We start from the raw sequence: 26,953 nt of genomic DNA on the forward strand, positions 1-26,953 counted from the left end.
ATACTGGTCCCCCGTAAACCGCGTCGACAACGCATATGGCGACAGAAACCTAATCTGCACATGCCCCCCAATGGACGCATACGAAGAAGCCGCTGAGTAAATTTGGAGCCCCCGTTTCAAAGCGGGGGTTTATCCTAGGGTGTGAAGCCAACGGGCACGCCAAATGGCGGTGTGTCCACGCTGGTACCGGTAAGGGCATGCAAAAATTCGACGAGGCTGTTGATCTCATCTTCAGACAATTCCAGCGGGGTAATGTCGATTTTGCTGCGTACACGCTGCATTTCAAATCGGTCGTGCCGTACAATGAAATCTGCCTTTTTTAGCCATGGTACGTTGGGCAGTGCTGCCGTCTCGGGTGTCCAGTTTGCGAAACTTGCTACAGGGTCCAAATGATGGCGGATCATGCTTTCGAGATCCGGGAAGGCTCCGTTGTGGCCGTAAGGTGCGGTCAGGGCCACGTTGCGCAGCATCGGAGTGCGGAAGCGATAGGCATCCTCTAGCCGGTCACTTTCGCCCATACGTCCAACGTCCCTGACATAAGGGTCCCACTGCCGGGTGCGGCCGGGACCAAAGGGCGGCAGGGCCAGAGCGTGAAACTCCTGATCGGACATCAGCGGGCCAGAATGGCAGGCCGAGCAACGGGCTTTGCCGTAGAACAAATCCATCCCATTCACTTGTTCCGGCGACAGGGCATTGGTTTCCCCGGCTAAATATCGATCAAACGGGCTGTCAGTGCTGCGCCATTCAATGGCCATGAAGGCGGCCAACGCGTTGGCGATCTGTGTGATCGAGATGTCCTCGGTCGTTTCAACATCATCATACGCGGCCATGATGGCCGGGCCATAACGAGGATCGGTACGGACGCGTTTGGCCAATATTGGCCAGCCTTTGTCGATCCGGTCATGTACAGCGCCTGTGACCTGGTTCTCGGCCACGTTGCCCGCCATTTCGAACTGCGAAGTCAGCGGAAAAAGCACCTGCGCGGCCAGCAGTGAATTCAGCCCCTCGGGCAACCATTCCTGTGCAGGCGAGTTGAAGCCATTGCCATAATCATCCGAAATACTCAGGCGGCCATCGTGGAACAGGGTGTGAATGTCCTTCGCCCCAAGATTCCAAAGGCCCGGAGAATTTCGGGGGATACGTTTTCGAATCTTGTCGGCTCCGGTGCCCGGAGTGCGGTCGGGTCCCAAGCCCTGACCGCCTTCGCCGATGCCCAGCGACAATCCATCGGATGTTCCGAAATCGGGGTGATGGCAATGGGCGCAGGCGATGTTCTGATTGCCGGACAGGATCGGGTCGTAAAACAGTTGATGACCGATGGCGGCCTGCTCCATATCAAAGAACAGGAAATCGTCATCTGTCAGCGGTCGTGGTAGCTCTTGCGCCATTGCCATCCCGGCCCAGAGGAAAGCAGCCATCCCATGCGCCAGTTTGTTTTTGCCTTTTGTCTTTTTACCACCCCGGCACTGGCCGAGCTGGAGCAGGCCCGCGATATGATGGAGGCCGGAGAGTTCGAGGCCGCGCGCGAGGAACTTTGGCCTGCCGCGCGTTCTGGCAACGCCGAGGCCGAGGAACTGATCGGAGTGATGTACGGCCTTGGTTTGGGTGTCGAGCAGGACTATGAGCGGGCTTTTGAATGGTATCTGCGCGCCTCGATGAAGGGGCATCCCGGGGCGCAATCCGGCGTCGGCTGGTATTATGAACTGGGCCTTGGCATGCCCGCGCCTGATTTGGTGCGGGCTTACATGTGGTACACGCTCAGCGCCATTGGAGGCGATCCCGACGCGGCGATCAGCCTTGAAGAAGTGGTCAAGAAAATGTCGCCGGAGCAGATTGAAAGGGCGCATGTTCTGGTCAACGACTACAAAGGGTGGATGTACCCATTTCGGTGAAAGGGCCGGGCCAAAAAGCCCGACCCACAATCGATTAGTTCAGGTCCGCATCGCGTGACGCATTGATCTCGCCTTCCGCAATCGAAACGGCTTCGGTCAGCGCGGCAAAGATCTCATCACCACGAGCTACGTTGGACTGGAACCACTCGTAAACAGGCGTGGCCGCATCTTTGAACGCGGCTTTCTGATCGGGTGTCGGGACGTAGAGGTCACCGCCGCCCGCAACGAAATCTTCATAAGCCTGGATCGACTTGCGCTTGGGCGAGGCAAAAGTGGCCTGCTGCAGGGCGTAGAAGCCGTCTACGACAACGCGGCGCAGATCCTCGGGCATCTCCTGGAACTTGGCGTTATTCATCCACCACAGCGCACCCATATAGGCGTGGCCGTCCAGCGTGACGTATTGCAGACCCGCATCCGGGAACTTCATACCCATGATATCGGTGATGCCGTTCTTGGATCCTTCAACAACGCCGGTTTGGAAGCTTGTGAACAGCTCGGGCCACGGGATCGGGGTCGGCGAAGCGCCCAGTGCCTTTACCAGTTCCTGCGGCAGGTCGGCGACCACGGTGCGGATCTTCAACCCTTCCATGTCGGCGGGTTCGGCAATGCGGCGTTGCGTGTTCGCGAAGTTACGCCAGCCACCGGTATTGCCGATGGTCATCAGGCGGATCGCACCGCCGGAATCCTCGAGTGCCATTTCGCGCATTGTGCGCGTGAAGTCACCGGACAAAACACGCTCGGCCACGCGATCATCGGCCATCAGGTAGGGCAGGTCTAGAACCTGAACGTAGGGGAAGATCCCCGAGGCACCGCCCGAGGTGGAGATGTAGATGTCGATGGTACCGTCAGCCACGCCCTGCAGGCACTCGGCGCCGTTTGAACATAGCTGCGTGCCGATGAACAATTCGACTTCGATCGCTCCGTTCGAGGCCGCTTCGACGAAGTTCTTGAAAACGATCAGACCGTCATAATCCTCATCGTTTTCATTAGAGTTTGCAGTCGCGCGCAGCGTGTAGTCAGCTGCAGTTGCCGCGATCGCGGACGCGGCAACCAGCGATGTCGCTAGGGCTGCTGTTTTGATAAATCTTCCGAGCATGCGTTTCCTCCCTGTGATACTCAGTCAGTTTGCAAATCCCGTTATGCGTGGGATCGTCATGGATAGTGCGGGGACATAGGTGATCAGAAAGATCACTATGATTTCGACGGCCAGGAATGGCAGGATGGCCTTGGCGATGGTTTCAACTTTTTCGCGCGACACGGCGGCGGCCACAAACAGGACCAACCCCATAGGCGGCGTAGCAAGGCCTACGGTCAGGTTGACGCTCATGATGATGGCAAAGTGGATCGGGTCAACGCCGAGGCTGGTAAAGATCGGGGCCAGGATTGGGCCAAGGATGATGATCGCGGGACCTGCGTCCAGGAACATGCCGACGACAAACAGCAGCAGGTTAATCAGGAACAGCAGGATCAGCGGGTTTTCCGAAAGGCTGAGGATCAACTCGGCCAGTTGTTCAGGCGCGTGGCTGAGGCTGACCACGGTTTTGAAGGCCATCGCCGCGCCGACCAGCAACAAAACGACGGCCGAGGTCAGACCCGCATTGCTGAGAATTTCAGGCACCTCTTTCAGCGTCAGCGTGCGCAAGACAAAAAAGCCGATGAGGAACGCATAGCCGACGGCGACCGCCGCGGCCTCGGTTGGGGTGAAGATACCACCCAGAATACCGCCCAGAATGATGACAGGCGTCAGCAGTGGGAAGAACGCTTTGAGGCTAGCCTGTCGGCGCTCGCCCCAGGTGTATTTTCGACTGGCGACAGGAAAGTCGTATTTGTCGGCCATCACCTTGATCATCAGCATCAGGCCGACGCCGACCATCACGCCGGGCACGATGCCGGCAAGAAACAGCGCGGCCACGCTTTCGCCCATGACATAGGCGTAGATGATCATGATGCCTGAGGGTGGGATGATCGGGCCGATCACGGAACTGGCCGCCGTGATCGCAGCAGCGAATTTCCGAGTGTAGCCCTGTTTTTCCATCGCTGGGATCAGCATCGAACCCAAGGCCGAGGTGTCGGCCACGGCCGAGCCTGACAGCCCCGCAAACAGGATGGAACTCAGCACATTTACATGCGCCAGACCGCCACGGAAATGTCCCATCAGGGCTTGGCTGAACTCAACCAGACGGATTGTGATGCCGCCGCGGTTCATCAGCTCTCCGGCCAGCATGAAGAAGGGGATGGCCATCAGAGGAAAGCTGTCCATGCCGTTATAGACATTGCGATACAGCAGCGTGATGTCGGCCGTCTGACCGTTCAACCACAGAAGAATGCCGGGCGCGGCCAGCAATGCGAAAAAGACCGGCAGACCGATCAGCAGAAACACCAGAAATGTGGGTAGGAACCATATCAACATTTATTCGGCCCCCACGGGTGCATCGGCAATCTCTGGCAGCAGATGTCCGCCGCCCAACAGGGTTACGATGGCGCGCAAGATCAGCTCGATATTGACTGAGATCAGCAGGATGACGCCAACCAGCAGCGATGCCATCATCCAGCTGCGCGGGATGCGATACCACTCGTCAAATCCAAAGGACGTTGGCAGATACAGCGCAGCGGTGGCGAATTTGCCGCCAAACCCGGTGACCTCGGACCAGCCGATTTTGACGGCGACCAGCAACACGGCCAGCGAAACCAGCAGCAGCAGGATGTTCAGGGTCTGCCCGATCCCACGCGGCAGCATCAGGGGCACCATGTCGATGGCGACGAACCCGCCGCGCCGAAATGCCGTGGGGGCCATCAGGCCCGTCATCCATAACATGCAGAACCGAGCGGCCTCATCCGGCCAGGGCAGCGCGTTGCCCAAAACGTATCTGAAGAACACCTGTATCAAGATTGCGATTACCATCAGTGCAATCGCAACGACACCAACCGCGCGGCCCAATCGCAGCACGGCTTCATTTGCAAACGCGATCGGCGCAAGCGCCGACGTCAATCCGCCCATGCGGATCCTCCCTTTTCAGCCGCGAGTATTCCCGCGACAGTTATCCCGCGCTTATTGATGCGCGAATTGGCCGAGCTTTCCGGCGTAGAATGTCAGTGCGTCTCCCTCTGCCATACTGGCACGCAAAACCTTTCCAATAACGATAACGTGGTCGCCGGCATCGTGATACGCGTGCTGTTCACATTCGAAACGGGCCAGACAATCGGGCAGCAGCGGGGTTCCGTTTTCACAGCGCTCGTGGTCGATGTCCTGAAGCGCAAACGCATCTTTCGAGCATCCAAAGCAAAGCTCGGCCTGTTCCGCTGAAAGGACGTGAACACTGAAATGTCGTGCTTCTTGGAAATAACGGAACCGGCGCGAGTTGCGATCGCCTGCCCACATGACAAGTGGTGGGTCCAGCGAAAGGGACGAGAAACTGTTGGCGGTGATGCAAACCGGCCCGTCTGTGCTGTCGCAGGTGACAACAGTGACACCGGTGGCAAAACGACCAAAAGCGTCGCGCAAGGTTCGGGTGTCGTCCCTGTGGGGAACGAATGTGCGGGTCATGTCCTTTGAGATTGCATTCATCATGGTACCTCATGCCCCAGTGCCGCCTCATAAAGGCGGTACCAGCTCTCGCGATCCAAATTGACTTTCAGCGCGTCAGAGATGCGCTTGATCCGGTCCAGATTGTTGGTGCCCAAAACCGGAAGAATGCCTGCAGGGTGGGCCAGAAGAAACGCCACCGCCACGGCGGCGCGATCCACGCCGAATTCCTCGGCGATTTCGTCCGCTACAACCCCGACCGGAGGGTTTCCAGCCATCAGCAACCCGCCACCCAAGGGTGACCACGCCATCACCGACTGGCCATGCTGCTGATGAAACGCCAGATCACCGTTGGTAAAGGGGCCGATTTCGCCCAGAGAAATCTCGATCTGGTTGGTCACCAATTGGGTGTTCATCGCCGATTGCAGCAGGCTCCAGTCCCAAGGGCGGAAATTGGACACGCCAACCGCGCCGACCTTGCCGCTGGCGATAACTTCGTCCAGCGCGGCACCTGTTTCGTGATGATCCATGAATGGATCGGGGCGGTGAATCAGCAGCAGGTCGATATGATCGATGGCCATTTCGGACAGCGATGTGTCAACCGATTTAAGTATATGCGCGCGCGACGTGTCATAGTATTTGCAGTTGGCGTCCGCATACCGACCCATCGGCGCGACGATGTCACATTTGGTGACGATTTCCATCTGCTGACGCAGGCCCGGATTTGCGCGCAAGGCGTTGCCGAGAACAGCCTCGGCCGCGTAGCCGCCATAGATATCGGCCTGATCGAAGGAGGTGATGCCCTGATCCAGACAGGCCTGAATCTTGGCTTCGACATGACCTGTCGAAGTGTCGTCGTCGTCGCCCAGCCGCCACATGCCGTACACAATGCGGCTCATGTCCAGCGAGTCAGATAGTTTCACACGTTGCATCAGCGACGAACTCCGTTGCCCAGCGGTGTGGCCGGGGTATTTGCAGGGACCCTTCCGTAGGCTTCGGGAAGGGAACAGGTTTTCAGATTAGGCATAACACGGCTGCCAAAATGGCGAGCTTCGTCGATGTGGGGATATCCCGAGAAGATGAAGGCGCGGATGCCCATCTTTTGATATTTCTCGATCTTGGACATGACCTGATCGGTCGATCCGACCAGAGCTGCGCCGCACCCAGACCGCGCGCGGCCAACGCCGGTCCAAAGGCCGGGTTCGACATAGCCATACTCATCCGCCAGATCGCGGTTCTTGGCCTGATGTGCGACGCCCAGTGATGTCGAATCCAAAGCACGCTCACGGATGGCGCGACCGTATTCGTCATCCAGTTTCGATACGATGTAGTCGGCGTATTCCTGCGCTTCGGCCTCGGTATCGCGGACGATCATGTGCACGCGTAGGCCGTAATCGAGTGTGCGGTTATAGTTCTCGGCAACCGCGTGGACGGCTTTCATCCGTTCGGCCAGTTGATCCTTGGTTTCGGGCCACATCAGGTAGACGTCGCAATGCTCGCCACACAGATCCAGAGCGGATGGGGAATAACCACCGAAATACAGCAGTGGGCCACCTGTCTGATATGGCTTCGCCGGGTCGGTTGTGAGCCCTGAGAAGTTATAGACCTCACCGGCATGATTGATCTCGTCCTGTGTCCACGCCTGTTTCAGGATTTCCACCACTTCGCGCGAACGCTGATAGCGATAGGCGCTGTCGGCTTTCTCGCCGGGGAAATCGGACGAGATGATATTGACCGTTAGCCGTCCCTGCAGCATGTGATCCAGTGTCGCGATAGTGCGGGCCAGCATGATGGGTTGCATCTCGCCGCAACGCACAGCGGCCAACATGTTGATCTTGTCGGTGATCGGCGCGCAGCCGGCGACAAAGCTCAACGTGTCTTGCCCCACCTGATAGGACGACGGGCAGAGGATATTTCTGAACCCTTGCGCCTCGGCCTCTTTCACGATGCCCGAGCAGTGGTCCCAGCTGGATCGCAGATCACCGTCGGGCATTCCAAGAAACTGGTAGTCGTCCGAGCACAGCGCCGCAAACCACGAAACCTCGGCCGCATCCAGATCGGGTGAGGTGATGGGGACGATGGTCATCTGATTCGTTCTCCAAGCGACTGTGACTTTCCTCTTGCGTAGCAATCACATTGATGTAGATCAATGGTGTATCAATTTTTCCTGCGACCGAGTGAAGCGCCAAAAGATGTCGTCAGCCAACCGAAACCCGAACGCCCTGCCGGTTTATGTTCAGATTGCCGAGCTTTTGATCCGCGACATCGCTGCCGGTCGCCTGATCGATGGCGAGCGCTTGCCGCCCGAACGAGACCTTGCTGCGGAATTGAAAGTTTCAGTCGGTACTCTGCGAAAATCGCTCGCCGAGCTTGAGAAAAAGGGGATGCTGGAGCGTATTCAGGGTTCGGGCAATTATGTACGCGAGACCGGAACGCAGAACAGCGTCTATGCAATGTTTCGTTTGGAATTGCCCGAGGGTGGCGGGTTGCCGCGGGCGGATATCCTGTCAGTTGACCATCTGAAAAAGCCCGCAGATTTGCCGCGATTTGGTTCGTCGGACATGGGCTCGCGGGTGCGCCGAATGCGCTACCTGAATGATACAATTATCGCGGTTGAAGAAATCTGGCTGGATGAGTCTGCTGGTTTGATTGATCGACAGCTGCTGTCTGACTCGCTTTATCGGTACTACCAGCACCAGTTGGGGTTCTGGATCACGCGTGCTGAAGACAGGGTTTCCCTCGGGACGTTGCCGGGTTGGACGCCGCCTGATTTCACCAGGCCAGCCGGAGATACGGTTGGCTACATCGAACGGTTCAGCTGGTCGGAAAAACCCGAACCGGTTGAGTTTTCAAAAACATGGTTCGACCCGGATCGAGCCACCTATGTCCAACGACTGAAGTAAAAGGAACTGCGCATGACCCGGACCATTCACTACGGGCTGATCGGATGCGGTATGATGGGGCAGGAACACCTGCACAATATTGCCCTGCTGGACGACACGCGCGTTTCAGCGATTTTTGAGCCTGACGCCGAGATGGCGAAAGCTGCGCAGGCGATTGCGCCTGATGCGGTGATGCTGTCTTCAGTCGAAGAATTGCTTGCGGTCGACGATCTGGACTGCCTTGTCATCGTTAGCCCCAACCACCTGCATGTGGATCAGATCGAAGAGATTGCCCGGACGCGCCCGTTGCCGTTGTTGGTCGAGAAACCTCTGTTCACCGATCCGACGGATGTGGAGCGGCTTGAGAGGCTCCAGCGCGACTATCCGCATCCGATCTGGGTGGCGATGGAATATCGCTATATGCCGCCCATTGCCGCGCTGATTGCCGAGGCCGAAGCCACGGGCGGTGTTAAGATGCTGTCGATCCGCGAGCATCGGTTTCCGTTTCTGGAAAAGGTCGGCAACTGGAATCGGTTCAATCGCAACACGGGTGGCACGTTTGTCGAAAAATGCTGCCATTTCTTCGACCTGATGCGCCTAATCCTGCAATCCGACCCGGTGCGCGTCACTGCAAGTGGTGGGCAGGCGGTCAATCATCTGGACGAGACCTATCACGGCGAAACGCCCGATATCCTTGACCATGGCTATGTCATCGTGGACTTCGCCTCGGGCGCGCGTGCGATGCTAGAGCTGTGCATGTTTGCGGAAGGGTCCCGATATCAGGAGGAAATCTCGGCCGTTGGGCCGGACGCCAAGATCGAAGCGTTGGTGCCAGGGCCGGGGCGGTTCTGGCCGGAACATCTTGGCACGCCGCCGGTCCCGCAGATCATCGTTAGCCCACGTGCCCCAAAAGGTCCGGTCACCAAAGAGATCCCCGTCGATCCGCGCCTGTTGGCCGCCGGGGACCACAATGGTTCGACTTTCTACCAACATCAGGGGTTCTTAGCTGTGCTACGAGGCGAAAAGGCACAACCTGACGTGACTCTGAACGATGGCCTTTGGGCCGTGCGCATCGGTTTGGCAGCGCAACAGGCATTGGAAACCGGAGAAACAGTGCGCCTCTCGTCTTGATGCCGATAGGAAACCTGCGTTCCAGATACGCACATAATCGGGTGTCGTTTTTGGCACCCGATGCGTCTTTTCCGCTTGCTGAGCGTTTTGCGACGCAATAGCTCTGTCCGTGGGACACCCCTCCCCAACGAGGGGCGTGTATCTGGAAGGGTAATACACATGAGCATTGAACAACCGGCGACGCGGCCGGAAAATCCGCGTTTTTCCTCGGGCCCCTGCGCCAAACCCCCCACATTTGATCTGACCAAATTGGCCGATGCTGCGCTGGGCCGGTCGCACCGTGCCGCCGTCGGCAAGGACAAGCTGAAGGCGGCCATCGAAGGCACGCGCGAAGTGCTGGGCATTCCGGCAGACTACAAGATCGGTATCGTTCCCGCTTCGGACACTGGTGCGGTTGAGATGGCTCTGTGGTCGTTGCTGGGCGAACGCAAGGTTGAGATGCTGGCCTGGGAAAGCTTTGGCTCTGGCTGGGTGACCGACGTAGTCAAGCAGTTGAAAATCGACGCCGAGGTGAAGACGGCGGATTACGGTCAGCTCGTTGATTTGGCCTCGGTTGATTTTGCCAATGACGTTGTCTTTACATGGAACGGCACCACCTCGGGCGTCCGGGTTCCCAATGGCGACTGGATCGCGGATGATCGTCAGGGCCTGACGATCTGTGACGCAACCTCGGCTGCGTTTGCGATGGACCTACCGTGGGATAAGCTGGATGTGACTACGTTCAGCTGGCAGAAAGTGCTGGGCGGTGAAGCGGCGCACGGGATGTTGATCCTGAGCCCCCGTGCAGTGGAGCGGCTGGAAAGCTACACCCCCGCATGGCCCCTGCCCAAGATTTTCCGCCTGACCAAGGGCGGCAAGCTGATCGACGGTATCTTTACCGGTGCAACGATCAACACGCCCTCGATGCTGGCGGTCGAAGATTACCTTTTTGCGCTGGACTGGGCGCGTTCGGTTGGTGGCCTGCAGGGCCTGACCGCCCGTGCGAATGCCAATGCCGGTGCGGTTCACGCGTTCTGCGACCAAAATGACTGGATCGCCAATCTGGCAGAGGATGCGGCGACACAGTCGAACACTTCGGTCTGCCTGAAGTTCACCGACGCACGCATTCAGGACGGTGCGACATTCGCCAAAGCTGTGGCCAAGCGGCTTGAGGCTGAGAATATCGCATTGGATATCGGTGCATACCGAGACGCACCCGCAGGCCTGCGCATCTGGTGCGGCGGCACGGTTGAAACCTCGGATATCGAGGCGATGTTGCCCTGGCTGGCATGGGCCTTTGAGGCCGAGATCGCGGCGCAGACAGAAGCCGCCTGACCCTCTTTACCGGGCCGTCTCAGGCCCGGATTTTTCATGACATTCAAGGACCACAAACATGGCCCCCAAAGTACTCGTATCCGACAAACTCAGCGAAACCGCCGTGCAGATCTTCCGCGACCGCGGCATCGACGTGGATTTCATGCCCGACCTGGGCAAGGACAAGGACAAGCTGGCCGAGCTGATTGGCCAATATGACGGTCTGGCTATCCGCTCGGCCACAAAGGTCACGCCGACGCTGTTGGAAAAAGCCGACAATCTGAAGGTCATCGGCCGCGCCGGTATCGGCACCGACAATGTCGATAAGGATGCCGCGTCGAAAAAGGGTGTGATCGTCATGAACACGCCGTTTGGCAACATGATCACCACCGCCGAACACGCAATTGCGATGATGTTCGCCGTCGCGCGCCAGATCCCCGAGGCCAGCACGTCGACGCATGCAGGCAAATGGGAAAAGTCCAAATTCATGGGCATCGAGCTGACCAATAAAACTCTCGGCGTCATTGGCGCGGGCAACATTGGCGGCATCGTCTGTGAACGCGCGCTGGGCCTGAAGATGAAAGTCGTCGCCTACGATCCCTATCTGGGCGAAGAGAAAGCCGCCAAGATGGGCGTCGAAAAGGTCGAGCTGGACGAATTGCTGGCCCGCGCCGATTTCATCACCCTGCACGTACCGCTGACAGACCAGACCCGTAATATCCTGAGCCGCGAAAACCTGGCCAAGACCAAGCCTGGCGTGCGCATCGTCAACTGCGCCCGTGGTGGTCTGGTCGACGAAGAGGCACTGGCCGAGATGTTGCAATCCGGGCATGTCGCAGGGGCCGCGTTTGATGTGTTCAAAGAAGAACCGGCAAAGGACAACCCGCTGTTCAACTTGCCGAACGTCGTTTGCACGCCACACCTTGGCGCAGCAACGACCGAGGCACAGGAAAATGTTGCCCTGCAGGTGGCCGAACAGATCTCGAACTATCTGCTGACTGGCGCGGTGGAAAACGCGCTGAACATGCCCAGCGTCACTGCCGAAGAGGCCAAGATCATGGGTCCATGGATCAAGCTGGCCGGTCACCTGGGCAGTTTCATTGGTCAGATGACCGATGAACCAGTTAAGGCAATCAACATCCTGTATGATGGCGTCGCGGCTGAGATGAACCTGGCTGCCCTGAACTGCGCCGTGGTTGCCGGGATCATGAAAAAGTTCAACCCGGAAGTGAACATGGTGTCGGCCCCGGTTGTAGCGAAAGAGCGCGGGATTCAGCTGTCGACCACCAATCAGGACAAGACCGGTGTTTTTGACGGCTACATCAAGGTGACTGTGGTAACCGACAAGCGCGAACGCTCAATCGGGGGTACGGTTTTCAGCGATGGCAAGCCGCGCTTTATCCAGATCAAAGGCATCAATATCGATGCCGAGGTCGGTGCCCATATGCTTTATACCACCAACGAAGACGTTCCGGGCATCATCGGCGCGCTGGGTCAGACCATGGGCGAGAACAACGTAAACATCGCTAACTTTACGCTGGGCCGAGCCGAGGCTGGTGGCGAGGCGATTGCGCTCCTTTATGTGGACGAACCGGTTCCCGCTGAAGCGCGGGCGAAACTGGCGGAAACTGGGTTGTTCACTCAGATCAAGCCGCTGGAATTTGACGTGGCCTGAGTTTTGGCCCGAAGATTGTGACCATAGCGATGCCCGTGCAAAATTTGTGCGGGCATTGTCTTTTTTCTGCAACCGAGTTGTTGCACAAAGTGTCTGACATATTCCAAGAGGCAACGTTTTGAGCATCCCAATTTACGCGGTCGGCGATATCCATGGGCAACTGGGCATGTTGCAAAACGCGCTATCCCTTATCGAGGCGGATGGCGGGCCGGATGCGCGGGTTGTCTTTCTGGGGGACTACGTGGATCGTGGCCCGAACAGCCGCGAGGTGCTGGATCTGCTGATCGAAGGCCAACGCGCCGGGCGAAACTGGGTTATGGTCAAAGGCAACCACGACCGAATGATGGTCCGTTTCGTGCAGGATTGCGAGATTGCAGACAAGCAGTTGCCGATTACTTTGAACTGGCTGAATCCCCGGCTTGGTGGTCAGGAGACGCTGGCATCTTACGGTGTCGAGATCACGGACAATGACCGGATCTTTCAGGTTCACGAACGGGCCTGCGCCGCTGTGCCGCCGGCACATCTAGACTTTATCAATGCTCTGCCGACCTTTCATCAAGAGGGCGAGCTTTTGTTCGTTCACGCTGGCATCCGGCCTGGTGTCCCTTTGGCGCAGCAATCCGAGGATGATCTGGTTTGGATACGCCAGGAGTTCCTGCACGATGCACGCACGTACCCCTGGCTGATTGTGCATGGGCATACTCCGGTGGACCGGGCCGAGCATTGCGGAAATCGAGTCAATCTGGACGCAGGGGCCGGTTATTGTCGACCACTGGCCACAGCTGTGTTCGAAGGGCGTCAATGCTGGTTGCTGACGGACACTGGCCGTGTCCTGTTAGAGCCTAATCCGCAGTAAACATATCTTTGTAAAGCTCGCGCAAGGCGTTCTTTTGCACTTTCCCCATGGTGTTTCGGGGCAGTTCATTCAGCACAATCAGTTTGCTGGGATGTTTGAACCGCGCCAGTTGGTTCTGAACGCTGGCCATGATGGCATCAAGGTCAAGCGCTCGGCCCGGTTCTGCAACCAGAATACCCAGAACGGTTTCGCCGAAGTCAGCGTGTGGTACGCCAATCACGGCGCTTTCAAGCACGCCGGGCTGGCCATCCAGAACCAGCTCGACCTCTTTGGGGTAGATGTTGAACCCACCCGAAATGATCAGGTCTTTGCCGCGACCCACGATGTGTACGTAACCATCCGCATCCACGCGCCCGAGATCACCGGTGATAAAGTACCCGTCTTCGCGCAATTCCGCGGCGGTTTTTTCGGGCATTTGCCAATAGCCTTCGAAGACGTTTGGTCCGCGCACTTCGATCATGCCAATTTCACCCAGTGGCAACGCCTCACCGGAGTCAGGGTCGGTTACCTTTAGCTCGACACCCGGCAACGGGAACCCGACAGTTCCTGCGCGACGTTCACTGTCATAAGGGTTCGAGGTGTTCATGTTAGTTTCCGTCATCCCATAGCGTTCCAGGATGCGGTGTCCGGTCCGGTCTTCGAAACGTTCATGCGTTTCGGCCAGCAGCGGGGCCGAACCCGAGATGAACAGCCGCATGTGCTGCGCCAGATCACCGGTGAACCGATCATCCGCCAGCAATCGGGTATAGAAGGTCGGCACGCCCATCATCGAGGTCGCATTGGGCATCAGGCGCAGAATGTCATCCAGATCAAACTTCGGCAAAAAGATCATCGATCCGCCCGAGGCCAGAATAACGTTCGTCGCTACAAACAGCCCGTGGGTGTGAAAGATCGGCAGGGCATGCAGCAACACATCATCCTGTGTAAACTGCCACTCCTGCACCAGTGTTTCGGCATTGGACAGCAGGTTGGCTTGTGTCAGCATCGCGCCTTTTGACCGTCCTGTCGTCCCAGACGTATATAGGAACGCGGCAAGATCATTCTCTGTCCGCTTAATCGGTCCGAAAGCAGGAAGCATGCCTAAAGCCCGCCGCATCAGGCTGCCCGAGCCGTCAGCGTTGAGCGTCTCTAACCTTGCGTTTTGCGCCTCGGCGATGGGCGTCAGTTCCGCTTGTTTGGCGGCATCGCAAACCACCAGCGCAGCCCCACTGTTTTCGATGAAATAGCTGAGCTCGCCGGATGTATAGGCGGTATTCAGCGGCAAAAAAATCAATCCGGTTTGGGCGCAAGCCGCGTAGAGCGCCAGCGCTTCTGGTGACTTTTCCACCTGAACAGCAACTCGGTCTCCGGGCTCAAGCTCGTACCCGTTCAACGCGTTTGCTATGCGCGACGCCATGTCCAGAAAGGCTGCATGGGTAATGGTTTGGCCGTCAGGCAGGTGAAGAAACGGCGTATCCTTGCCCGCATGGATACCAAACAACCGATCATAGAGCGGGTTACCCATCCCATACTTCCTTCTCGCAGGACCAGATTGCCCCGAATCTGGCGTGGATTAGAGGCACGGTAAAGCGGAAATCTTGGTCAGGTTTAGAACTGAGTGGTCATCCGGTACCCTGCGGCGAAGTACATCTTTGCAAAGGTGACAGGCTGGCCCTCAAGCCATGTGATCCGTTCGCCCGTGAACACCGGCTCGCCGATGGGCAGGTCCAGGAAAGCGGCCACCGATTCATCGGCGCGACTGGCCAGGAAGCTCAGCTCGACATTGGTGAAGGGAACGGTCTGTATAAGCCATTCATTTGGGCCTATTGAGGCGAAGTCCGCATTCACCACCTGTGGAACCGAGTCTATGACGATCCATCGGTCTTCGTATTGAAACGGAGTATTGCCGTTAAAGTGCATGCAGCGAACATGCATCACGTTTTGGTCCGGTTTCAGCGCCAGTCTTGCAGACAGCCAATCGGGCGCTTGCCCGGCAACTGCCGAGACCAGCGCATAGCGATAGATTCCGCCCAACGCCTCTACCTCGTCCCGCACCTTGGGTATCGTGAAACGGGCCTGCCTTTGCGGCGCGCTTAGAACCCTTGTACCGGCTTTGCGGCGACGCTCCAGAAATCCTTCGTCCGCCAGCTCTCGCATTGCGCGGTTCACGGTCGTTCTGGTGCACGAGAATTCGACGGCAAGATCCTGTTCGTTGGGCAGCAGCGTATCCGGCTGCCACTCACCAGACCGAATGCGCGCCAGCACGGTTTCCTTAATGTCCCTGTAGCTGGTAGTTTCGTTCGGTTGGGTCATGGTGCCTTTGGTGTCCTGGATAAGGTCGTTTAGACGTCTGCCAAAAGATCGGCAATCGCCGACCGGTACGCGGGAATGATCCGATCCCGTTCGATGTGGCGGCCTTGTTGCACCATGTGACGCCCCGCTGACCAAAGATCCGTCACCAACCCGTCCGGCGCTGCAAAGCACAGCCCGTCAAGCACCTGTTCGTCAGTCAGTGCGCAGATCGTGGGATGAGATCGGTCGATCGCCACAAGGTCGGCCAGCTTGCCGACTGCGATTTCCCCTGCATTTCGTCCCAATGCCTGCGCGCCCCCTTGTGCGGCCCCCGTATACAACGCCTGACCGACTGAGCCTTCATTTTTGACCAAAACCGTCCGCGCATGGTCCCGCAGGCGTTGGGAATATTCCAAAGTCCGCAGTTCCTCAGGCAGAGAAATTCTCACGTTAGAGTCTGATCCCACGCCAAAGCGACCACCTTCTTCGACATAAACTGCACCGTTGAAAATACCGTCGCCCAAATTCGCCTCGGTAATCGGGCACAACCCGGCAACGGCGCCCGAACGCGCAACGGCGCGTGTTTCGGCATCTGTCATATGAGTTGCGTGGATAAGGCACCACCGGTCATCGACGTCGACATGGTCCAGCAGCCACTCGACCGGCCGCTGTCCAAGCGCGGCCTCTACATCGGCCACTTCCTTAAGCTGTTCGGCGATGTGGATGTGGACGGGACCATCAGAAGTGGCATTCAGAAGCTCGCGCAAATCGTCAGGCGATGTTGCCCGCAGAGAATGCGGGGCGATTCCGATCACAGAATCCGCATGCGGTAGGGCCAAGCGGCATTCTTCGACCAGGTTCAGAAACTGATCCACAGAATTGCCAAAGCGCAGCTGACCGCCCGCCAAGGGTTGTTGTTCGACACCGCCGTAGGTGTAGAGAACCGGAAGGTGCGTCAAACCGATTCCAGTTTGGGTGGCCGCAGCAAATATGCGCTGACTCAGTTCCGACACGTGGTCGTAGCGCCCGCCGCCCGGCTGATGATGGATATAGTGAAACTCACCGACCGAGGCATATCCGGCCTCTTGCATCTCCAGATAGACCAAAGCGGCAATGGGCTCTACGTGATCCGGCGTCAATCTGTCCAGGAACCGGTACATCAGAGTGCGCCAGGTCCAAAAGCTCTCGCGCCCGGCGGCGCGCACTTCTGTCATACCGGCCATAGCACGCTGAAAGGCGTGGCTGTGCAGGTTTCCCAAGGCTGGCAGCAAGACATCAACCTGTGTGTCTCCGGACCGCGCGGACGCTTGTGATTCCAAGCTTTGGATCTGACCGCGCGCGATTTCTACCCGCAAGTTACTGATCCAATCAGAGCCTAATAAAGCCGTTTTTGCATGGATGGTCATCGCATTTCCATTTTGTGTAGACTTTAAACTTTTATACGTATACGAAAAATCTAACGACAAAGGGAGCCCAAAAGAATCGATATGGCCAAAAAATCTGTCCTTTTGAGCACGCGGGTGGCGACCATGGACGATGGCGCCGAACCTTATGGGATAGTTCAGGACGCAGCACTTGTTGTTGATGGTGAGAAAATTGCCTGGATCGGGCCTCGGAATGCACTGCCTGCTGACTATTCTGACTGGCCGACCGCGGACTATGGCGACCGGCTGATAACGCCGGCGCCAATCGACGCCCACACCCATGTCGTCTTTGGTGGCAACAGGGCGGTCGAGTTCGAAATGCGTCTGAATGGTGCCTCGTATGAAGAGATCGCGCGCGCAGGTGGTGGAATTCTGTCGACTGTCACAGCGACCCGTTCGGCCAGCGAAGAGGCCCTGTTAGAGGATGCCTTGACGCGAGTGGACGCCCTGATGGCCGACGGCGTGTCGTGCATCGAGGTCAAATCGGGCTATGGTCTGGACACCGACTCAGAGCTCAAGATGCTGCGCGTCGCGCGCCGGATCGGCCAAGTGCGCCCGGTGCGAGTGAAAACAAGTTTTCTAGGAGCACATGCGGTGCCGCCTGAGTTTCAGGCGCGCGCTGATACCTACATTCGCGATGTTTGCATCCCGACTCTGCGTTTGGCGCATGAAGAGGGGCTGGTGGATGCCGTTGATGGCTTTTGTGAGGGGATCGCCTTTGATCCGTCTCAGATCGCTAAGGTCTTCGATGTGGCGAAAGAACTGAACCTTCCGGTCAAGTTGCATGCAGAGCAGCTTTCGAACCTCGGAGGGGCAGCCCTGGCGGCTTCTTACGGGGCGTTGTCGGCAGATCATATCGAATATCTGGACCAGGTAGGTGTGGCCGCCATGGCACAGGCCGGAACCGTGGGTGTGCTGCTGCCGGGGGCGTTCTATACGCTGCACGAAACACAGGTGCCGCCGGTTGAACTGCTGCGCCAGTATGGGGTGCCGATTGCGCTGGCGACGGATTGCAACCCCGGTTCGTCTCCTCTGACGTCGCTTCTGCTGACCATGAATATGGCTTGCACCCTTTTCCGCCTGACGCCGGAAGAGGCATTGGCTGGCGTGACTCGCAATGCGGCGCAAGCCTTGGGCCTAACCGACACTGGCACAATAGCTGCAGGCAAACGCGCGGACCTGACGGTATGGGACATCACGCACCCAGCCGAGCTGTCCTATCGGATCGGCTTCAACCCGCTGCACACCCGCATTTTCGGAGGTTTGTAATGAAGACCCTGTCGCTTGTGCCCGGTCAGGTCACGCTGTCGGATCTGTCCGAAGTGTATTGGTCGCAGCCCGCAGTATCGCTGGATGACGGGTGCAAACCCAAGGTAGAGGCCGCAGCCAAACGCATTCTCGAAGCTGCGGCCGGGGAAGACCCGGTTTATGGCGTTAACACCGGGTTCGGAAAGCTGGCCAGCCACAAGATCGCGGCCAAGGATACTTCGACCCTTCAGCGCAACCTGATCCTTAGCCATTGCTGCGGCGTTGGTTCGGCCGTGCCACGCCGTGTGACCCGGCTGATGATGACGCTAAAACTGTTGTCCTTCGGACGCGGAGCATCGGGTGTGCGTTGGGAGCTGATCGACCTGCTGCAGCAGATGCTGGCCAAGGGTGTGACCCCGGTTATTCCGGCGCAGGGGTCGGTCGGGGCCTCTGGCGACCTTGCGCCCCTGGCGCATATGACAGCCGTAGTCATCGGCGCTGGTGAAGCCGAAGTTGACGGAACCATCCTGTCAGGCGAAGAAGCCCTAAAATCAGTTGGATTAGAGCCTGTTCAACTCGGTCCAAAGGAAGGGCTTGCCTTTATCAACGGCACGCAATTCTCGACTGCTTTTGCGCTGGTCGGTTTGTTCGAAGCCTGGCGTGCAGCCCAAAGCGCGCTGGTCATCTCGGCCCTGTCGACGGATGCGATCATGGGGTCGACTGCGCCCTTGCAGCCCGAAATCCATACCCTGCGAGGGCACCGCGGCCAGACCGAAGCCGCCAGTGCCATGCGTGCCACATTGGCCGGGTCCGAGATCCGCGAAAGCCACCGGGATGGCGACACGCGCGTTCAGGACCCATATTGCATCCGCTGCCAACCGCAGGTCACTGGCGCGGCCATGGACGTCATGCGCCAAGCGGCCACCACGCTTGAGATCGAGGCGAACGCGGCCACCGACAACCCGCTGGTTCTGAATGAGGCGGGTGCCATCGTTTCAGGTGGAAACTTTCATGCCGAACCGGTCGGCTTTGCCGCAGACATGATCGCACTGGCTGTGTCCGAAGTTGGTGCAATTGCGCAGCGGCGCATTGCGTTGATGGTCGACCCGACGCTCAGCTTTGATCTGCCGCCGTTCCTGACGCCTGATCCCGGGTTGAACTCGGGTCTGATGATTGCCGAAGTCACGACCGCCGCCTTGATGAGCGAGAACAAGCACCTTGCCAATCCTTGCGTGACTGACAGCACGCCGACCTCGGCAAACCAGGAGGATCACGTGTCGATGGCTGCACATGGCGCGCGGCGTCTGACGCGGATGGTCGAGAACCTGAACTACATTCTGGGGGTTGAGTTGCTCTGTGCCGCTCAGGGCGTGGAGTTCCGCGCACCGCTGGCAACCAGCGAACCATTGCAACGCGTCATGCACAGAGTACGGGCAGAGATCCCAACACTGAACGAAGACCGCTATTTGGCACCCGATCTGGAAACATCCAAGTGCTTGGTGGCTGAGGGTGACATCCTTGGGGCAGTGGGTGCCCAGATGCCGGGGCTGTTCTGATGCAGGTGTTCAGCGTGCAGCGCGGGGACGGTCCCATTGTGCTGGGGCAACCCCATGGCGGAACTTATGTACCAGACGAAATAGCGGCCCGTCTGAATGACAACGGGCGCGGTTTGGCGGATACGGACTGGCATATAAACAGGCTCTATAAAGGGGTATTGGACGATGTCACGGTCGTGCAGTCGCATGTTCATCGCTATGTCATCGACGCCAATCGTGATCCATTCGGAGCCTCGCTATATCCCGGCCAGAATACCACCACCCTTGTGCCTCTGACCGATTTCGATGGGCAGCAGATCTGGAATGACGGGCAATCTCCGTCCGAGGATGAAGTCGAATATCGACGGCGCAAATACCACGCACCTTATCACGCTGCCCTTCTGGATGAACTGAGCCGCGTTCGGGACCGGCACGGTGTGGCGATCTTGTTTGACTGCCACTCGATCCGGTCGCTGATCCCGTTTCTGTTCGAAGGCGAATTGCCGGTGTTCAACACTGGAACCAATGATGGGCTGACGAGCGACACGGCCATTGAGCAAGCCGTGCACGACGTGGCGAGCAAGGCCGAAGGTTTCACTTCGGTCCTGAATGGCCGGTTTCGCGGGGGATGGACCACCCGCCACTATGGTCGCCCTTCTGATGGCATACACGCCATCCAGATGGAGATCGCGCAACGGGCTTACATGGACGAGACATCTCCGTGGACATGGCGCGAGGACCGCGCTGCGAAACTGCGCCCCCATTTGACAACTATGCTGACCCGCCTCAACGATCTTGCCCCCTCGGGCGAATTGACCAGACAAGGAGCCCAGAAATGAGCGATCCGCGCAAAAACACCCGCGATATCTATCCACCGACCGGCCCCGAGTTGAACGCCAAAAGCTGGGTGACCGAGGCCCCGCTGCGGATGCTGATGAACAACCTGCACCCGGATGTGGCCGAGAACCCGCATGAGTTGGTGGTCTATGGTGGTATCGGTCGCGCGGCCCGCACGTGGGAGGATTTCGACACTATTGTTGCCGGTCTGAAGGATTTGGAGGAAGACGAAACGCTGATCGTCCAGTCCGGCAAGCCGGTCGCGATCATCCGCACGCACAAGGATTCGCCGCGGGTGCTGATCGCCAATTCCAACCTCGTTCCACATTGGGCGACCTGGGATCACTTCAACGAGCTCGATAAGAAGGGCCTGATGATGTACGGCCAGATGACCGCTGGCTCGTGGATTTACATCGGTACGCAGGGTATCGTTCAGGGCACCTATGAGACCTTTGCCGAGGCAGGGCGTCAGCACTACGACGGTGACCTGACAGGCAAGTGGATTCTGACCGGAGGGCTGGGTGGAATGGGCGGCGCGCAACCGCTGGCGGCCGTGTTCGCAGGCGCCTCATGTCTGGCTGTTGAGTGTAACCCGGACAGCATCGATTTCCGCCTACGGACCAAATACCTCGACGAAAAGGCCGAAACGCTGGACGAAGCGCTGGAGATGATTGACCGCTGGACCAAGGCTGGCGAAGCGAAGTCGGTTGGTCTGCTGGGCAATGCGGCAGAGGTTTTCCCCGAGATCTATGCTCGGATGCAGGCGGGCGGGATGCGTCCCGATATCGTCACCGACCAAACCAGCGCGCATGATCCGATTAACGGTTATCTGCCATTGGGCTGGACTATGGGAGAGTGGCGCGAGAAGCGTGAAACAGACCCTAAATCGGTGGAAAAAGCCGCTCGCGCTTCGATGAAGCAGCATGTCGCGGCGATGGTGGATTTCTGGAACGCGGACGTTCCGACGCTGGATTACGGCAATAACATCCGGCAGGTCGCTCAGGATGAGGGGCTTGAGAACGCCTTTGCCTTCCCCGGCTTTGTACCCGCCTATATCCGCCCGCTGTTTTGTAAAGGCATCGGCCCGTTCCGCTGGTGTGCTCTGTCGGGCGACCCCGAGGACATCTACAAAACCGATGCCAAGATGAAGGAACTGTTCCCCGAGAATGAGCACCTGCATCGCTGGATCGACATGGCGCAAGAGCGGATCGCGTTTCAGGGTCTACCTGCGCGTATCTGCTGGATAGGGCTTGGCGACCGACACCGCGCTGGGCTGGCGTTCAATGAGATGGTCGCCAATGGCGAGCTGAAGGCGCCGGTCGTGATTGGACGTGACCATCTGGACTCGGGATCGGTGGCCAGCCCCAACCGCGAGACTGAAGCGATGCTTGACGGCTCGGACGCCGTGAGCGACTGGCCGTTGCTGAATGCGCTGATCAACACAGCCAGTGGGGCGACGTGGGTCTCGCTGCACCATGGCGGTGGCGTCGGGATGGGCTTTAGCCAACATGCGGGCGTGGTGATCTGCGCCGATGGCACCGAAGATGCCGCGCGTCGGTTGGAGCGCGTTCTGTGGAACGACCCGGCCTCGGGCGTTTGGCGCCATGCGGATGCAGGGTACGACATTGCCAAGGATTGCGCGCGGACCCACGGGCTGCGCCTGCCGGGTATTTTGGGCTAGTTCGAAACTGTCTCTGGCGAAAATGCTGCACCTGCGATATTCGCAGGTGAGCTTGCCGGAGATCGAATATGTACGTTGCCACCCTGTTGACCGACCCCGATGTGTCTAATCTGGAATTGTCGCTGGTCGAGTCATTGCGGAATGCATGGGGAGGCGGTGAGATTGTGTGGCTCAGCCCGGATGAAGCAGCAGAGTTCCATCTTAGCGAAATGCCGGGCAACCGGTGGGATGTCTGGGTGGACCTTCAGAAAATGGGCGTGGATATGGTTGTCCAACAGTCTGAGGGCCGCCGTAAGAAGATGCTGTTGGCCGATATGGACAGCACCATGATCCAACAGGAATGCATCGACGAACTTGCGGATGAGGCCGGCGTCGGCGAACGCGTCAAGGACATTACCGCACGTGCGATGAATGGCGAGTTGGACTTTGAAGGCGCGCTGACCGAGCGGGTCGGCCTGCTGGAAGGTCTGGATGAGGCGGTGATCGGCAAAGTACTGGACGAACGCATCACTCTGATGCCGGGCGGCAAGGAACTGGTCGCAACGATGCGCCAGAACGGAGGCTATGCCGCCTTGGTCTCGGGCGGTTTCACGGCGTTTACCGCAAAAGTGGCCGAGGTGCTGGGCTTTGACGAGAACCGTGCCAACACCCTGCTGGCCCAAAACGGAAAACTGACCGGGGATGTACTGCGGCCCATTTTGGGGCGTCAAGCCAAGGTGGATGCCTTGGAACAGATCACCGCGCGACTGGGCTTGCGTGAAGAAGACGTTATTGCCGTAGGCGACGGGGCCAACGATCTGGGGATGCTGCACCGCGCGGGAACAGGGGTGGCCCTGCATGCCAAGCCCACGGTTGCCGAGCAATGCGAGGTTCGGATCAACCATGGTGATCTGACGGCATTGCTGTACGTTCAGGGCTATAGCCGCTCGGAATTCGTGTCCGGTTAAAGGTCTTCCCTTTATTTAACGCACATGTTAAATAAAGGCTATGAACACTCTGATAAATGCTTTTTCTGCTTTGGCCGATTCCACTCGGTTCTCGATCGTTGAGCAACTGATGCAGGACGGAGAGCTGCCTGCCGGTGACCTGATCCAAGGGCGCGGCATGTCGGGCGCAGCGATTTCGCGCCATCTGAAAGTGCTGCGCGAGGCCGGATTGGTGCATCAGCGCGTCCACGGCACCCAGCGGATGTATTCCATCCAGCCTGACGGACTGCGGGCGATAGCGGAATGGACGATCTCGAAACGTCAGTTCTGGGAAAACAGCCTCGATCGTCTGGGCGACCTGATTGAAAGGGAAAACTCATGGCCGACCTGAAACTGGAACGCGAGTTCCCGACCACCCCAGAAAACCTGTTTGCCTGGATCAGTGATGGGGCGAAACTGTTGCAGTGGTGGGGGCCCGAAGGGGTGCATGTGCCCGAGCATGACCTGAATTTCTCACGCACAGGGCCTTGGTATTCAATAATGAAGAACGCAGAAGGCCAGACATTCAAAGTGTCCGGTTATGTCACCCATGTTGATCCGCCCAATTCCCTTGGGTTCACCTGGGCCTGGCATGACGATCAGGATCAGCGCGGGCCGGAAAGTCACGTGACGTTTTCGGTCGTTGCGACCGAAAACGGGGCGCGGCTAGTTCTGGATCACCGCGAACTGGCAGATGCCGAGGCCGCAGCAAACCACAACATGGGCTGGACATCATCGCTGGCCAAGCTTGAGGCGCAGTTTGGATAAGTTTTCATTAGGGAGGAAATAAAATGCCACAATATTTGTTTGTCTATCATGGTGGAACCACACCAACCGACCCTGCCGAAGTCGAAGCAACTATGGCCGCCTGGGGTGCATGGTTTCAAGGCATGGGTGAGGCGCTGGACATACCCGGCAATCCGGTTGGTCAATCCTATACGGTCAGCAACGGAAGCGTCGTCGACAATGGCGGCGCAAACCCGGCGTCCGGTTTTACCGTCATTAAGGCCGACAGCATTGATGCCGCGACCGAAATGGCCAAGGGCTGTCCCATGGTGGTCAACGGTTCAGGCTCGGTCGAGGTGGCCGAGGTGCATGAAATCGAGATGTGATCGTTAGCCGGGGAATCCCGGCGCAGGTCTGATCTCGCCGCATTCCAGCCCGCGACGGCTGTATTGCGTGGCATTCATGAATTTGCGGGTGGCCGGGTGATCGGCCTCCAGCACACCTAGGCTGACAAGAATGGCTGCAATTGCGCATTCGCTGGCGCGGGTGGTGCCATCAGTGATTTTCAGCGCAACACCCATTCGTTTTTCCGGGATGATGGCAATGAACACCGCCTCAGCGCCGGTTTTGATTGCGGCGCGACCGTCCATAGCGCGCATCAACTCGGTACAGGCGCGGCTTTCGCCCGCCACCAGTTCGGGGTGCTTGATCATCGCAGTCGTAAGTTGTTGCGCTGCGTCGCTGGCACGGTCCGACCGGTCAGCGGCCGAGGCAAACCACGCCATCGAACGCGCCAGTCCCACCAGTGATGTCGCAAAGTTCGGGGCTGAACATCCGTCGATTCCATAGGCAGGGCTGGTTTCCCCAGTGGTTTCTTCCAGCGCGGACAGGCAGGCCTGCTGTACGGGGTGGTCGATCTCAAGGTATTCCGGTCCCGCGCCCATGTGCTGTGCGACCGTCAGAAACCCGCAATGTTTGCCCGAGCAATTGTTGTGGATCTGGCAGGGCGTGTCGTCGGCAAGGATCAGCCCGTCGCGCGCGGCCATGTCCTGCGGTTCTTGCGGACCGCAACGCAGATCGTGTTCGGTCAGGCCCAGGTGATCCAGCCAGGCAGTAACCCTGTCGGTATGGATATGTGCGCCGCTATGCGAGGCACAGGCGAGGGCCAGATGCTCGGAGTTCAGGCCGTATTTGGCGGCTGCACCCGATGTGATCAGCGGCAGCCCCTGGATCATTTTCGCAGACGACCGAGGGTAAATCACCGCGTCCGGATTGCCCCAGCTGCGTACGATTTGGCCGCTGTCATCGCAGATCACTGCGTGGCCCAGATGCAGGCTTTCCAACAAGGGGCCTCGCCATAGTTCTGTCATTGGTACCGGCTGCGTCATCTGGCCCCTCCATTATATGCGCAAAAATCTGCCAATCGCCCTTTCGCCTGTGGCGAAACCTGCGTTAGTGTGTGTATGTCGACAATCATCGGAATACGCAACTTACAGACGAACCGACAGAGTTCGTATGCGGTCTCGATGGGTATGAGGTATTAGGTCGAGCTAGGAGGCTGGACAGATGGGATTAAAACTCGTCCGCACAATTGCGGGTCTGTGCGTGGCAGGAATGGCCACAACCGCAATCGCTCAGCAGGCGACCAGCACCAATCGGGTTGCTGCGAAGACCGACTGGAGCGTTTTTGTGGAGAAAGATCCCACAGAATGCTGGAGCGTATCCGCACCCAAAGAGACTGTGAACACCAAAGGTGGACGCGTGGTTTCTGTGCGCCGCAGCGACATCCTGTTGTTCGTATTCTACCGCCCGAATGCGGAAGTCAAAGGTCAGGTGACCTTTACCGGCGGCTATCCTTTCGCGGCAGGATCGACGGTCACCCTTGAGATTGACGGCACCGAGTTCGCTTTGATCACCGAAGGTGAATGGGCCTGGCCGGCAACCGAAGGCGAAGATCTGAAGGTCGTCGCAGCGATGAAGCGCGGCACCGAGGCTGTTCTGACCGCCCGGTCCGAGCGCGGCACCCAGACCAAAGACACCTTCTCGCTGTTGGGTTTCAGTGCTGCGATCGAAGACGCCGAAAAGCGCTGCACCCAATAAGCAAGGACAACAGGTTCACGCAGCCCCGTCATTTGGCGGGGCTTTTTTGTGGCCGATCATACGTGTCATCTGATCTTTACGCTACGTCCACCCCCCAATTGATCCGCATCAAGGCAAGCGACCCATTTTTCTGAACCAATCAGTTCAAATATATGGAAGGAGCTTATCCATGCTGAACAAACCTCTTGCTGCCGTGTTGGTTGTCGCCGCCTTACTTCTGAGTGCATGTGAAAAAAACAACGAAACATATCCGGTATCTGGCGAGCAATGCGGCCCGAAAGACCCCGTGCAAACTTTGGACGCGGATGATTGCGACATCCTACCTGCAGGGATCTGACATGTTCACCTGATCTGATTCCTCGCAATCGTAATGCAGATAGTTCGGCCGCATCGGTTTGGCCTTTGCGGCCGACTTGCAATTGGGACCACAGCGCAACGCGTGCTACGGTGGCCACATACAAGGGTTCATATGTGGAAACGGATAATGCGTAACGTCTTGATTGCAGTGCTTTTCTCCTCGACCGCGTGGGCAGATCCCAGCCTGGAATGTCTCGACGCAGGTTCGCAGGTCGAAATCGGAACCTGCGTTGGGGAAATGGAGAAACGCGTGAATATGGCTGTTGAGGCAAGCTACGGCTTTGCCGTGCAGTCCGCAATTGAGCTGGACGAGGTAACAGATCGTGTGGTCGCACAACCGGCGCTTGAGGCTGCGCAAGAGGCATGGGGCAGGTATCGCGATACGCAGTGCGAAGCTGTGGGTGCTTCATACGGAGGCGGCTCTGGTACCGGTATTGCAATTGCGTCCTGCCGCGTCGATCTGGGCCGGGCGCGGGTGGATGAATTGCTGCGCATGGCAAATTAAATGATACGAATTCTTTTGATCTTTGCGCGCGATCCTATATAGAGGCGCATCC

General features: G+C 58.1%; 28 protein-coding genes. 17 read left to right on the plus strand and 11 right to left on the minus strand.

The window, feature by feature from the left end; all coding sequences use genetic code 11:
* Positions 1 to 134 precede the first annotated feature (134 nt).
* Positions 135 to 1,418 carry a cytochrome-c peroxidase gene (locus tag AC2FJC_RS09510; protein WP_496739313.1) on the minus strand — a complete coding sequence of 428 codons (1,284 nt, stop codon included), beginning with the start codon at positions 1,416 to 1,418 and terminating at the stop codon, positions 135 to 137.
* 3 nt (positions 1,419 to 1,421) lie between these two features.
* Between AC2FJC_RS09510 and AC2FJC_RS09515 the strand changes: the two genes are divergently transcribed.
* Positions 1,422 to 1,892 carry a tetratricopeptide repeat protein gene (locus AC2FJC_RS09515; protein ID WP_496726487.1) on the plus strand — a complete coding sequence of 157 codons (471 nt, stop codon included), beginning with the start codon at positions 1,422 to 1,424 and terminating at the stop codon, positions 1,890 to 1,892.
* Between the two features lie 34 nt (positions 1,893 to 1,926).
* Here AC2FJC_RS09515 and AC2FJC_RS09520 read toward each other — a convergent pair whose 3' ends face one another.
* The 6 genes from AC2FJC_RS09520 to AC2FJC_RS09545 are packed head-to-tail and all read right to left on the minus strand — an operon-like array spanning position 1,927 to position 7,501.
* Complete coding sequence (locus AC2FJC_RS09520) at positions 1,927 to 2,988, minus strand: TRAP transporter substrate-binding protein (protein ID WP_170417451.1); 1,062 nt, start codon at positions 2,986 to 2,988, stop codon at positions 1,927 to 1,929.
* A 24-nt stretch (positions 2,989 to 3,012) separates the two neighbouring features.
* Positions 3,013 to 4,302, minus strand: coding sequence for a TRAP transporter large permease (locus AC2FJC_RS09525; RefSeq protein ID WP_496706483.1), 1,290 nt, complete (start codon positions 4,300 to 4,302; stop codon positions 3,013 to 3,015).
* A complete protein-coding gene (locus AC2FJC_RS09530; RefSeq protein ID WP_496739314.1) occupies positions 4,303 to 4,890 on the minus strand; it encodes a TRAP transporter small permease in 588 nt (195 codons plus the stop codon).
* A gap of 51 nt (positions 4,891 to 4,941) precedes the next feature.
* Positions 4,942 to 5,460: a flavin reductase family protein gene (locus tag AC2FJC_RS09535; RefSeq protein WP_496739315.1), complete on the minus strand. Its 519-nt coding sequence runs from the start codon at positions 5,458 to 5,460 to the stop codon at positions 4,942 to 4,944.
* Positions 5,457 to 6,347 carry an aldo/keto reductase gene (locus tag AC2FJC_RS09540; protein WP_496739316.1) on the minus strand — a complete coding sequence of 297 codons (891 nt, stop codon included), beginning with the start codon at positions 6,345 to 6,347 and terminating at the stop codon, positions 5,457 to 5,459. The genes AC2FJC_RS09535 and AC2FJC_RS09540 overlap by 4 nt, the downstream gene beginning before the upstream one ends.
* The gene (locus tag AC2FJC_RS09545) at positions 6,347 to 7,501 is read right to left on the minus strand and encodes an LLM class flavin-dependent oxidoreductase (protein ID WP_496739317.1); all 1,155 of its coding nucleotides are present in this window, start codon (positions 7,499 to 7,501) and stop codon (positions 6,347 to 6,349) included. The genes AC2FJC_RS09540 and AC2FJC_RS09545 overlap by 1 nt, the downstream gene beginning before the upstream one ends.
* Positions 7,502 to 7,607: 106 nt before the next feature.
* On the opposite strand from AC2FJC_RS09545, the gene AC2FJC_RS09550 reads away from it, so the two are divergent.
* The 5 genes from AC2FJC_RS09550 to AC2FJC_RS09570 all read left to right on the plus strand — a co-directional run bounded on the left by AC2FJC_RS09550 (position 7,608) and on the right by AC2FJC_RS09570 (position 13,252).
* Positions 7,608 to 8,318, plus strand: coding sequence for a GntR family transcriptional regulator (locus tag AC2FJC_RS09550; protein WP_496739318.1), 711 nt, complete (start codon positions 7,608 to 7,610; stop codon positions 8,316 to 8,318).
* 12 nt (positions 8,319 to 8,330) lie between these two features.
* Positions 8,331 to 9,428: a Gfo/Idh/MocA family protein gene (locus AC2FJC_RS09555; RefSeq protein WP_496739319.1), complete on the plus strand. Its 1,098-nt coding sequence runs from the start codon at positions 8,331 to 8,333 to the stop codon at positions 9,426 to 9,428.
* Positions 9,429 to 9,587: 159 nt separating this feature from the next.
* Positions 9,588 to 10,742 carry a phosphoserine transaminase gene (locus AC2FJC_RS09560; protein WP_496739320.1) on the plus strand — a complete coding sequence of 385 codons (1,155 nt, stop codon included), beginning with the start codon at positions 9,588 to 9,590 and terminating at the stop codon, positions 10,740 to 10,742.
* 58 nt (positions 10,743 to 10,800) lie between these two features.
* Positions 10,801 to 12,396: a phosphoglycerate dehydrogenase gene (gene serA, locus AC2FJC_RS09565; RefSeq protein ID WP_496726497.1), complete on the plus strand. Its 1,596-nt coding sequence runs from the start codon at positions 10,801 to 10,803 to the stop codon at positions 12,394 to 12,396.
* A 118-nt stretch (positions 12,397 to 12,514) separates the two neighbouring features.
* Complete coding sequence (locus AC2FJC_RS09570; protein ID WP_496739321.1) at positions 12,515 to 13,252, plus strand: metallophosphoesterase family protein; 738 nt, start codon at positions 12,515 to 12,517, stop codon at positions 13,250 to 13,252.
* On the opposite strand, the gene AC2FJC_RS09575 is transcribed toward AC2FJC_RS09570, so the two are convergent.
* The 3 genes from AC2FJC_RS09575 to AC2FJC_RS09585 form a co-directional block, all read right to left on the minus strand.
* Positions 13,239 to 14,756: a malonate--CoA ligase gene (locus tag AC2FJC_RS09575; RefSeq protein WP_496739322.1), complete on the minus strand. Its 1,518-nt coding sequence runs from the start codon at positions 14,754 to 14,756 to the stop codon at positions 13,239 to 13,241. The genes AC2FJC_RS09570 and AC2FJC_RS09575 overlap by 14 nt on opposite strands.
* 83 nt (positions 14,757 to 14,839) lie before the next feature.
* The gene (hutC, locus tag AC2FJC_RS09580; RefSeq protein ID WP_496739323.1) at positions 14,840 to 15,544 is read right to left on the minus strand and encodes a histidine utilization transcriptional repressor HutC; all 705 of its coding nucleotides are present in this window, start codon (positions 15,542 to 15,544) and stop codon (positions 14,840 to 14,842) included.
* A gap of 29 nt (positions 15,545 to 15,573) precedes the next feature.
* Positions 15,574 to 16,929, minus strand: a complete 1,356-nt coding sequence (locus AC2FJC_RS09585) for a formimidoylglutamate deiminase (RefSeq protein WP_496739324.1) — start codon at positions 16,927 to 16,929, stop codon at positions 15,574 to 15,576.
* Between the two features lie 81 nt (positions 16,930 to 17,010).
* Between AC2FJC_RS09585 and hutI the strand changes: the two genes are divergently transcribed.
* From hutI to AC2FJC_RS09625, 8 genes are all read left to right on the plus strand, one after another.
* A complete protein-coding gene (gene hutI, locus AC2FJC_RS09590; protein ID WP_496739325.1) occupies positions 17,011 to 18,216 on the plus strand; it encodes an imidazolonepropionase in 1,206 nt (401 codons plus the stop codon).
* A complete protein-coding gene (gene hutH / locus AC2FJC_RS09595; protein WP_496739326.1) occupies positions 18,216 to 19,751 on the plus strand; it encodes a histidine ammonia-lyase in 1,536 nt (511 codons plus the stop codon). Before hutI ends, hutH begins: the two co-directional genes overlap by 1 nt.
* Complete coding sequence (gene hutG, locus AC2FJC_RS09600; protein WP_496739327.1) at positions 19,751 to 20,569, plus strand: N-formylglutamate deformylase; 819 nt, start codon at positions 19,751 to 19,753, stop codon at positions 20,567 to 20,569. Before hutH ends, hutG begins: the two co-directional genes overlap by 1 nt.
* On the plus strand, positions 20,566 to 22,248 hold the full coding sequence (hutU, locus tag AC2FJC_RS09605) for a urocanate hydratase (RefSeq protein ID WP_496739328.1): 1,683 nt from the start codon (positions 20,566 to 20,568) through the stop codon (positions 22,246 to 22,248). Before hutG ends, hutU begins: the two co-directional genes overlap by 4 nt.
* A 68-nt stretch (positions 22,249 to 22,316) precedes the next feature.
* Complete coding sequence (gene serB, locus AC2FJC_RS09610) at positions 22,317 to 23,195, plus strand: phosphoserine phosphatase SerB (protein ID WP_496739329.1); 879 nt, start codon at positions 22,317 to 22,319, stop codon at positions 23,193 to 23,195.
* Between the two features lie 40 nt (positions 23,196 to 23,235).
* Positions 23,236 to 23,565, plus strand: coding sequence for an ArsR/SmtB family transcription factor (locus tag AC2FJC_RS09615; RefSeq protein WP_496739330.1), 330 nt, complete (start codon positions 23,236 to 23,238; stop codon positions 23,563 to 23,565).
* Positions 23,553 to 23,981: an SRPBCC family protein gene (locus AC2FJC_RS09620; protein WP_496739331.1), complete on the plus strand. Its 429-nt coding sequence runs from the start codon at positions 23,553 to 23,555 to the stop codon at positions 23,979 to 23,981. The genes AC2FJC_RS09615 and AC2FJC_RS09620 overlap by 13 nt, the downstream gene beginning before the upstream one ends.
* 23 nt (positions 23,982 to 24,004) lie before the next feature.
* Positions 24,005 to 24,325, plus strand: coding sequence for a YciI family protein (locus AC2FJC_RS09625; RefSeq protein WP_282170537.1), 321 nt, complete (start codon positions 24,005 to 24,007; stop codon positions 24,323 to 24,325).
* A 3-nt stretch (positions 24,326 to 24,328) separates the two neighbouring features.
* Here AC2FJC_RS09625 and AC2FJC_RS09630 read toward each other — a convergent pair whose 3' ends face one another.
* The gene (locus tag AC2FJC_RS09630) at positions 24,329 to 25,327 is read right to left on the minus strand and encodes an asparaginase (protein ID WP_496739332.1); all 999 of its coding nucleotides are present in this window, start codon (positions 25,325 to 25,327) and stop codon (positions 24,329 to 24,331) included.
* Positions 25,328 to 25,505: 178 nt separating this feature from the next.
* Between AC2FJC_RS09630 and AC2FJC_RS09635 the strand changes: the two genes are divergently transcribed.
* From AC2FJC_RS09635 to AC2FJC_RS09645, 3 genes are all read left to right on the plus strand, one after another.
* Complete coding sequence (locus AC2FJC_RS09635; protein WP_058272619.1) at positions 25,506 to 26,039, plus strand: invasion associated locus B family protein; 534 nt, start codon at positions 25,506 to 25,508, stop codon at positions 26,037 to 26,039.
* Between the two features lie 169 nt (positions 26,040 to 26,208).
* Positions 26,209 to 26,376 (plus strand): hypothetical protein, encoded by a 168-nt coding sequence (locus AC2FJC_RS09640; RefSeq protein WP_496739334.1) that lies wholly within the window; start codon positions 26,209 to 26,211, stop codon positions 26,374 to 26,376.
* A 147-nt stretch (positions 26,377 to 26,523) separates the two neighbouring features.
* The gene (locus AC2FJC_RS09645; protein WP_496739335.1) at positions 26,524 to 26,901 is read left to right on the plus strand and encodes a lysozyme inhibitor LprI family protein; all 378 of its coding nucleotides are present in this window, start codon (positions 26,524 to 26,526) and stop codon (positions 26,899 to 26,901) included.
* Positions 26,902 to 26,953 lie beyond the last annotated feature (52 nt).

This window comes from Ruegeria sp. CDSB117, from assembly GCF_059611005.1.

Coding starts and splice junctions, on each gene's coding strand:
- AC2FJC_RS09510 (WP_496739313.1), bottom strand. CDS start 1,418: ATGGCTGCTTTCCTCTGGGCCGGGATGGCAATGGCGCAAGAGCTACCA.
- AC2FJC_RS09515 (WP_496726487.1), top strand. CDS start 1,422: ATGCGCCAGTTTGTTTTTGCCTTTTGTCTTTTTACCACCCCGGCACTG.
- AC2FJC_RS09520 (WP_170417451.1), bottom strand. CDS start 2,988: ATGCTCGGAAGATTTATCAAAACAGCAGCCCTAGCGACATCGCTGGTT.
- AC2FJC_RS09525 (WP_496706483.1), bottom strand. CDS start 4,302: ATGTTGATATGGTTCCTACCCACATTTCTGGTGTTTCTGCTGATCGGT.
- AC2FJC_RS09530 (WP_496739314.1), bottom strand. CDS start 4,890: ATGGGCGGATTGACGTCGGCGCTTGCGCCGATCGCGTTTGCAAATGAA.
- AC2FJC_RS09535 (WP_496739315.1), bottom strand. CDS start 5,460: ATGATGAATGCAATCTCAAAGGACATGACCCGCACATTCGTTCCCCAC.
- AC2FJC_RS09540 (WP_496739316.1), bottom strand. CDS start 6,347: ATGCAACGTGTGAAACTATCTGACTCGCTGGACATGAGCCGCATTGTG.
- AC2FJC_RS09545 (WP_496739317.1), bottom strand. CDS start 7,501: ATGACCATCGTCCCCATCACCTCACCCGATCTGGATGCGGCCGAGGTT.
- AC2FJC_RS09550 (WP_496739318.1), top strand. CDS start 7,608: ATGTCGTCAGCCAACCGAAACCCGAACGCCCTGCCGGTTTATGTTCAG.
- AC2FJC_RS09555 (WP_496739319.1), top strand. CDS start 8,331: ATGACCCGGACCATTCACTACGGGCTGATCGGATGCGGTATGATGGGG.
- AC2FJC_RS09560 (WP_496739320.1), top strand. CDS start 9,588: ATGAGCATTGAACAACCGGCGACGCGGCCGGAAAATCCGCGTTTTTCC.
- serA (WP_496726497.1), top strand. CDS start 10,801: ATGGCCCCCAAAGTACTCGTATCCGACAAACTCAGCGAAACCGCCGTG.
- AC2FJC_RS09575 (WP_496739322.1), bottom strand. CDS start 14,756: ATGGGTAACCCGCTCTATGATCGGTTGTTTGGTATCCATGCGGGCAAG.
- hutC (WP_496739323.1), bottom strand. CDS start 15,544: ATGACCCAACCGAACGAAACTACCAGCTACAGGGACATTAAGGAAACC.
- AC2FJC_RS09585 (WP_496739324.1), bottom strand. CDS start 16,929: ATGACCATCCATGCAAAAACGGCTTTATTAGGCTCTGATTGGATCAGT.
- hutI (WP_496739325.1), top strand. CDS start 17,011: ATGGCCAAAAAATCTGTCCTTTTGAGCACGCGGGTGGCGACCATGGAC.
- hutH (WP_496739326.1), top strand. CDS start 18,216: ATGAAGACCCTGTCGCTTGTGCCCGGTCAGGTCACGCTGTCGGATCTG.
- hutG (WP_496739327.1), top strand. CDS start 19,751: ATGCAGGTGTTCAGCGTGCAGCGCGGGGACGGTCCCATTGTGCTGGGG.
- hutU (WP_496739328.1), top strand. CDS start 20,566: ATGAGCGATCCGCGCAAAAACACCCGCGATATCTATCCACCGACCGGC.
- serB (WP_496739329.1), top strand. CDS start 22,317: ATGTACGTTGCCACCCTGTTGACCGACCCCGATGTGTCTAATCTGGAA.
- AC2FJC_RS09615 (WP_496739330.1), top strand. CDS start 23,236: ATGAACACTCTGATAAATGCTTTTTCTGCTTTGGCCGATTCCACTCGG.
- AC2FJC_RS09620 (WP_496739331.1), top strand. CDS start 23,553: ATGGCCGACCTGAAACTGGAACGCGAGTTCCCGACCACCCCAGAAAAC.
- AC2FJC_RS09625 (WP_282170537.1), top strand. CDS start 24,005: ATGCCACAATATTTGTTTGTCTATCATGGTGGAACCACACCAACCGAC.
- AC2FJC_RS09630 (WP_496739332.1), bottom strand. CDS start 25,327: ATGACGCAGCCGGTACCAATGACAGAACTATGGCGAGGCCCCTTGTTG.
- AC2FJC_RS09635 (WP_058272619.1), top strand. CDS start 25,506: ATGGGATTAAAACTCGTCCGCACAATTGCGGGTCTGTGCGTGGCAGGA.
- AC2FJC_RS09640 (WP_496739334.1), top strand. CDS start 26,209: ATGCTGAACAAACCTCTTGCTGCCGTGTTGGTTGTCGCCGCCTTACTT.
- AC2FJC_RS09645 (WP_496739335.1), top strand. CDS start 26,524: ATGCGTAACGTCTTGATTGCAGTGCTTTTCTCCTCGACCGCGTGGGCA.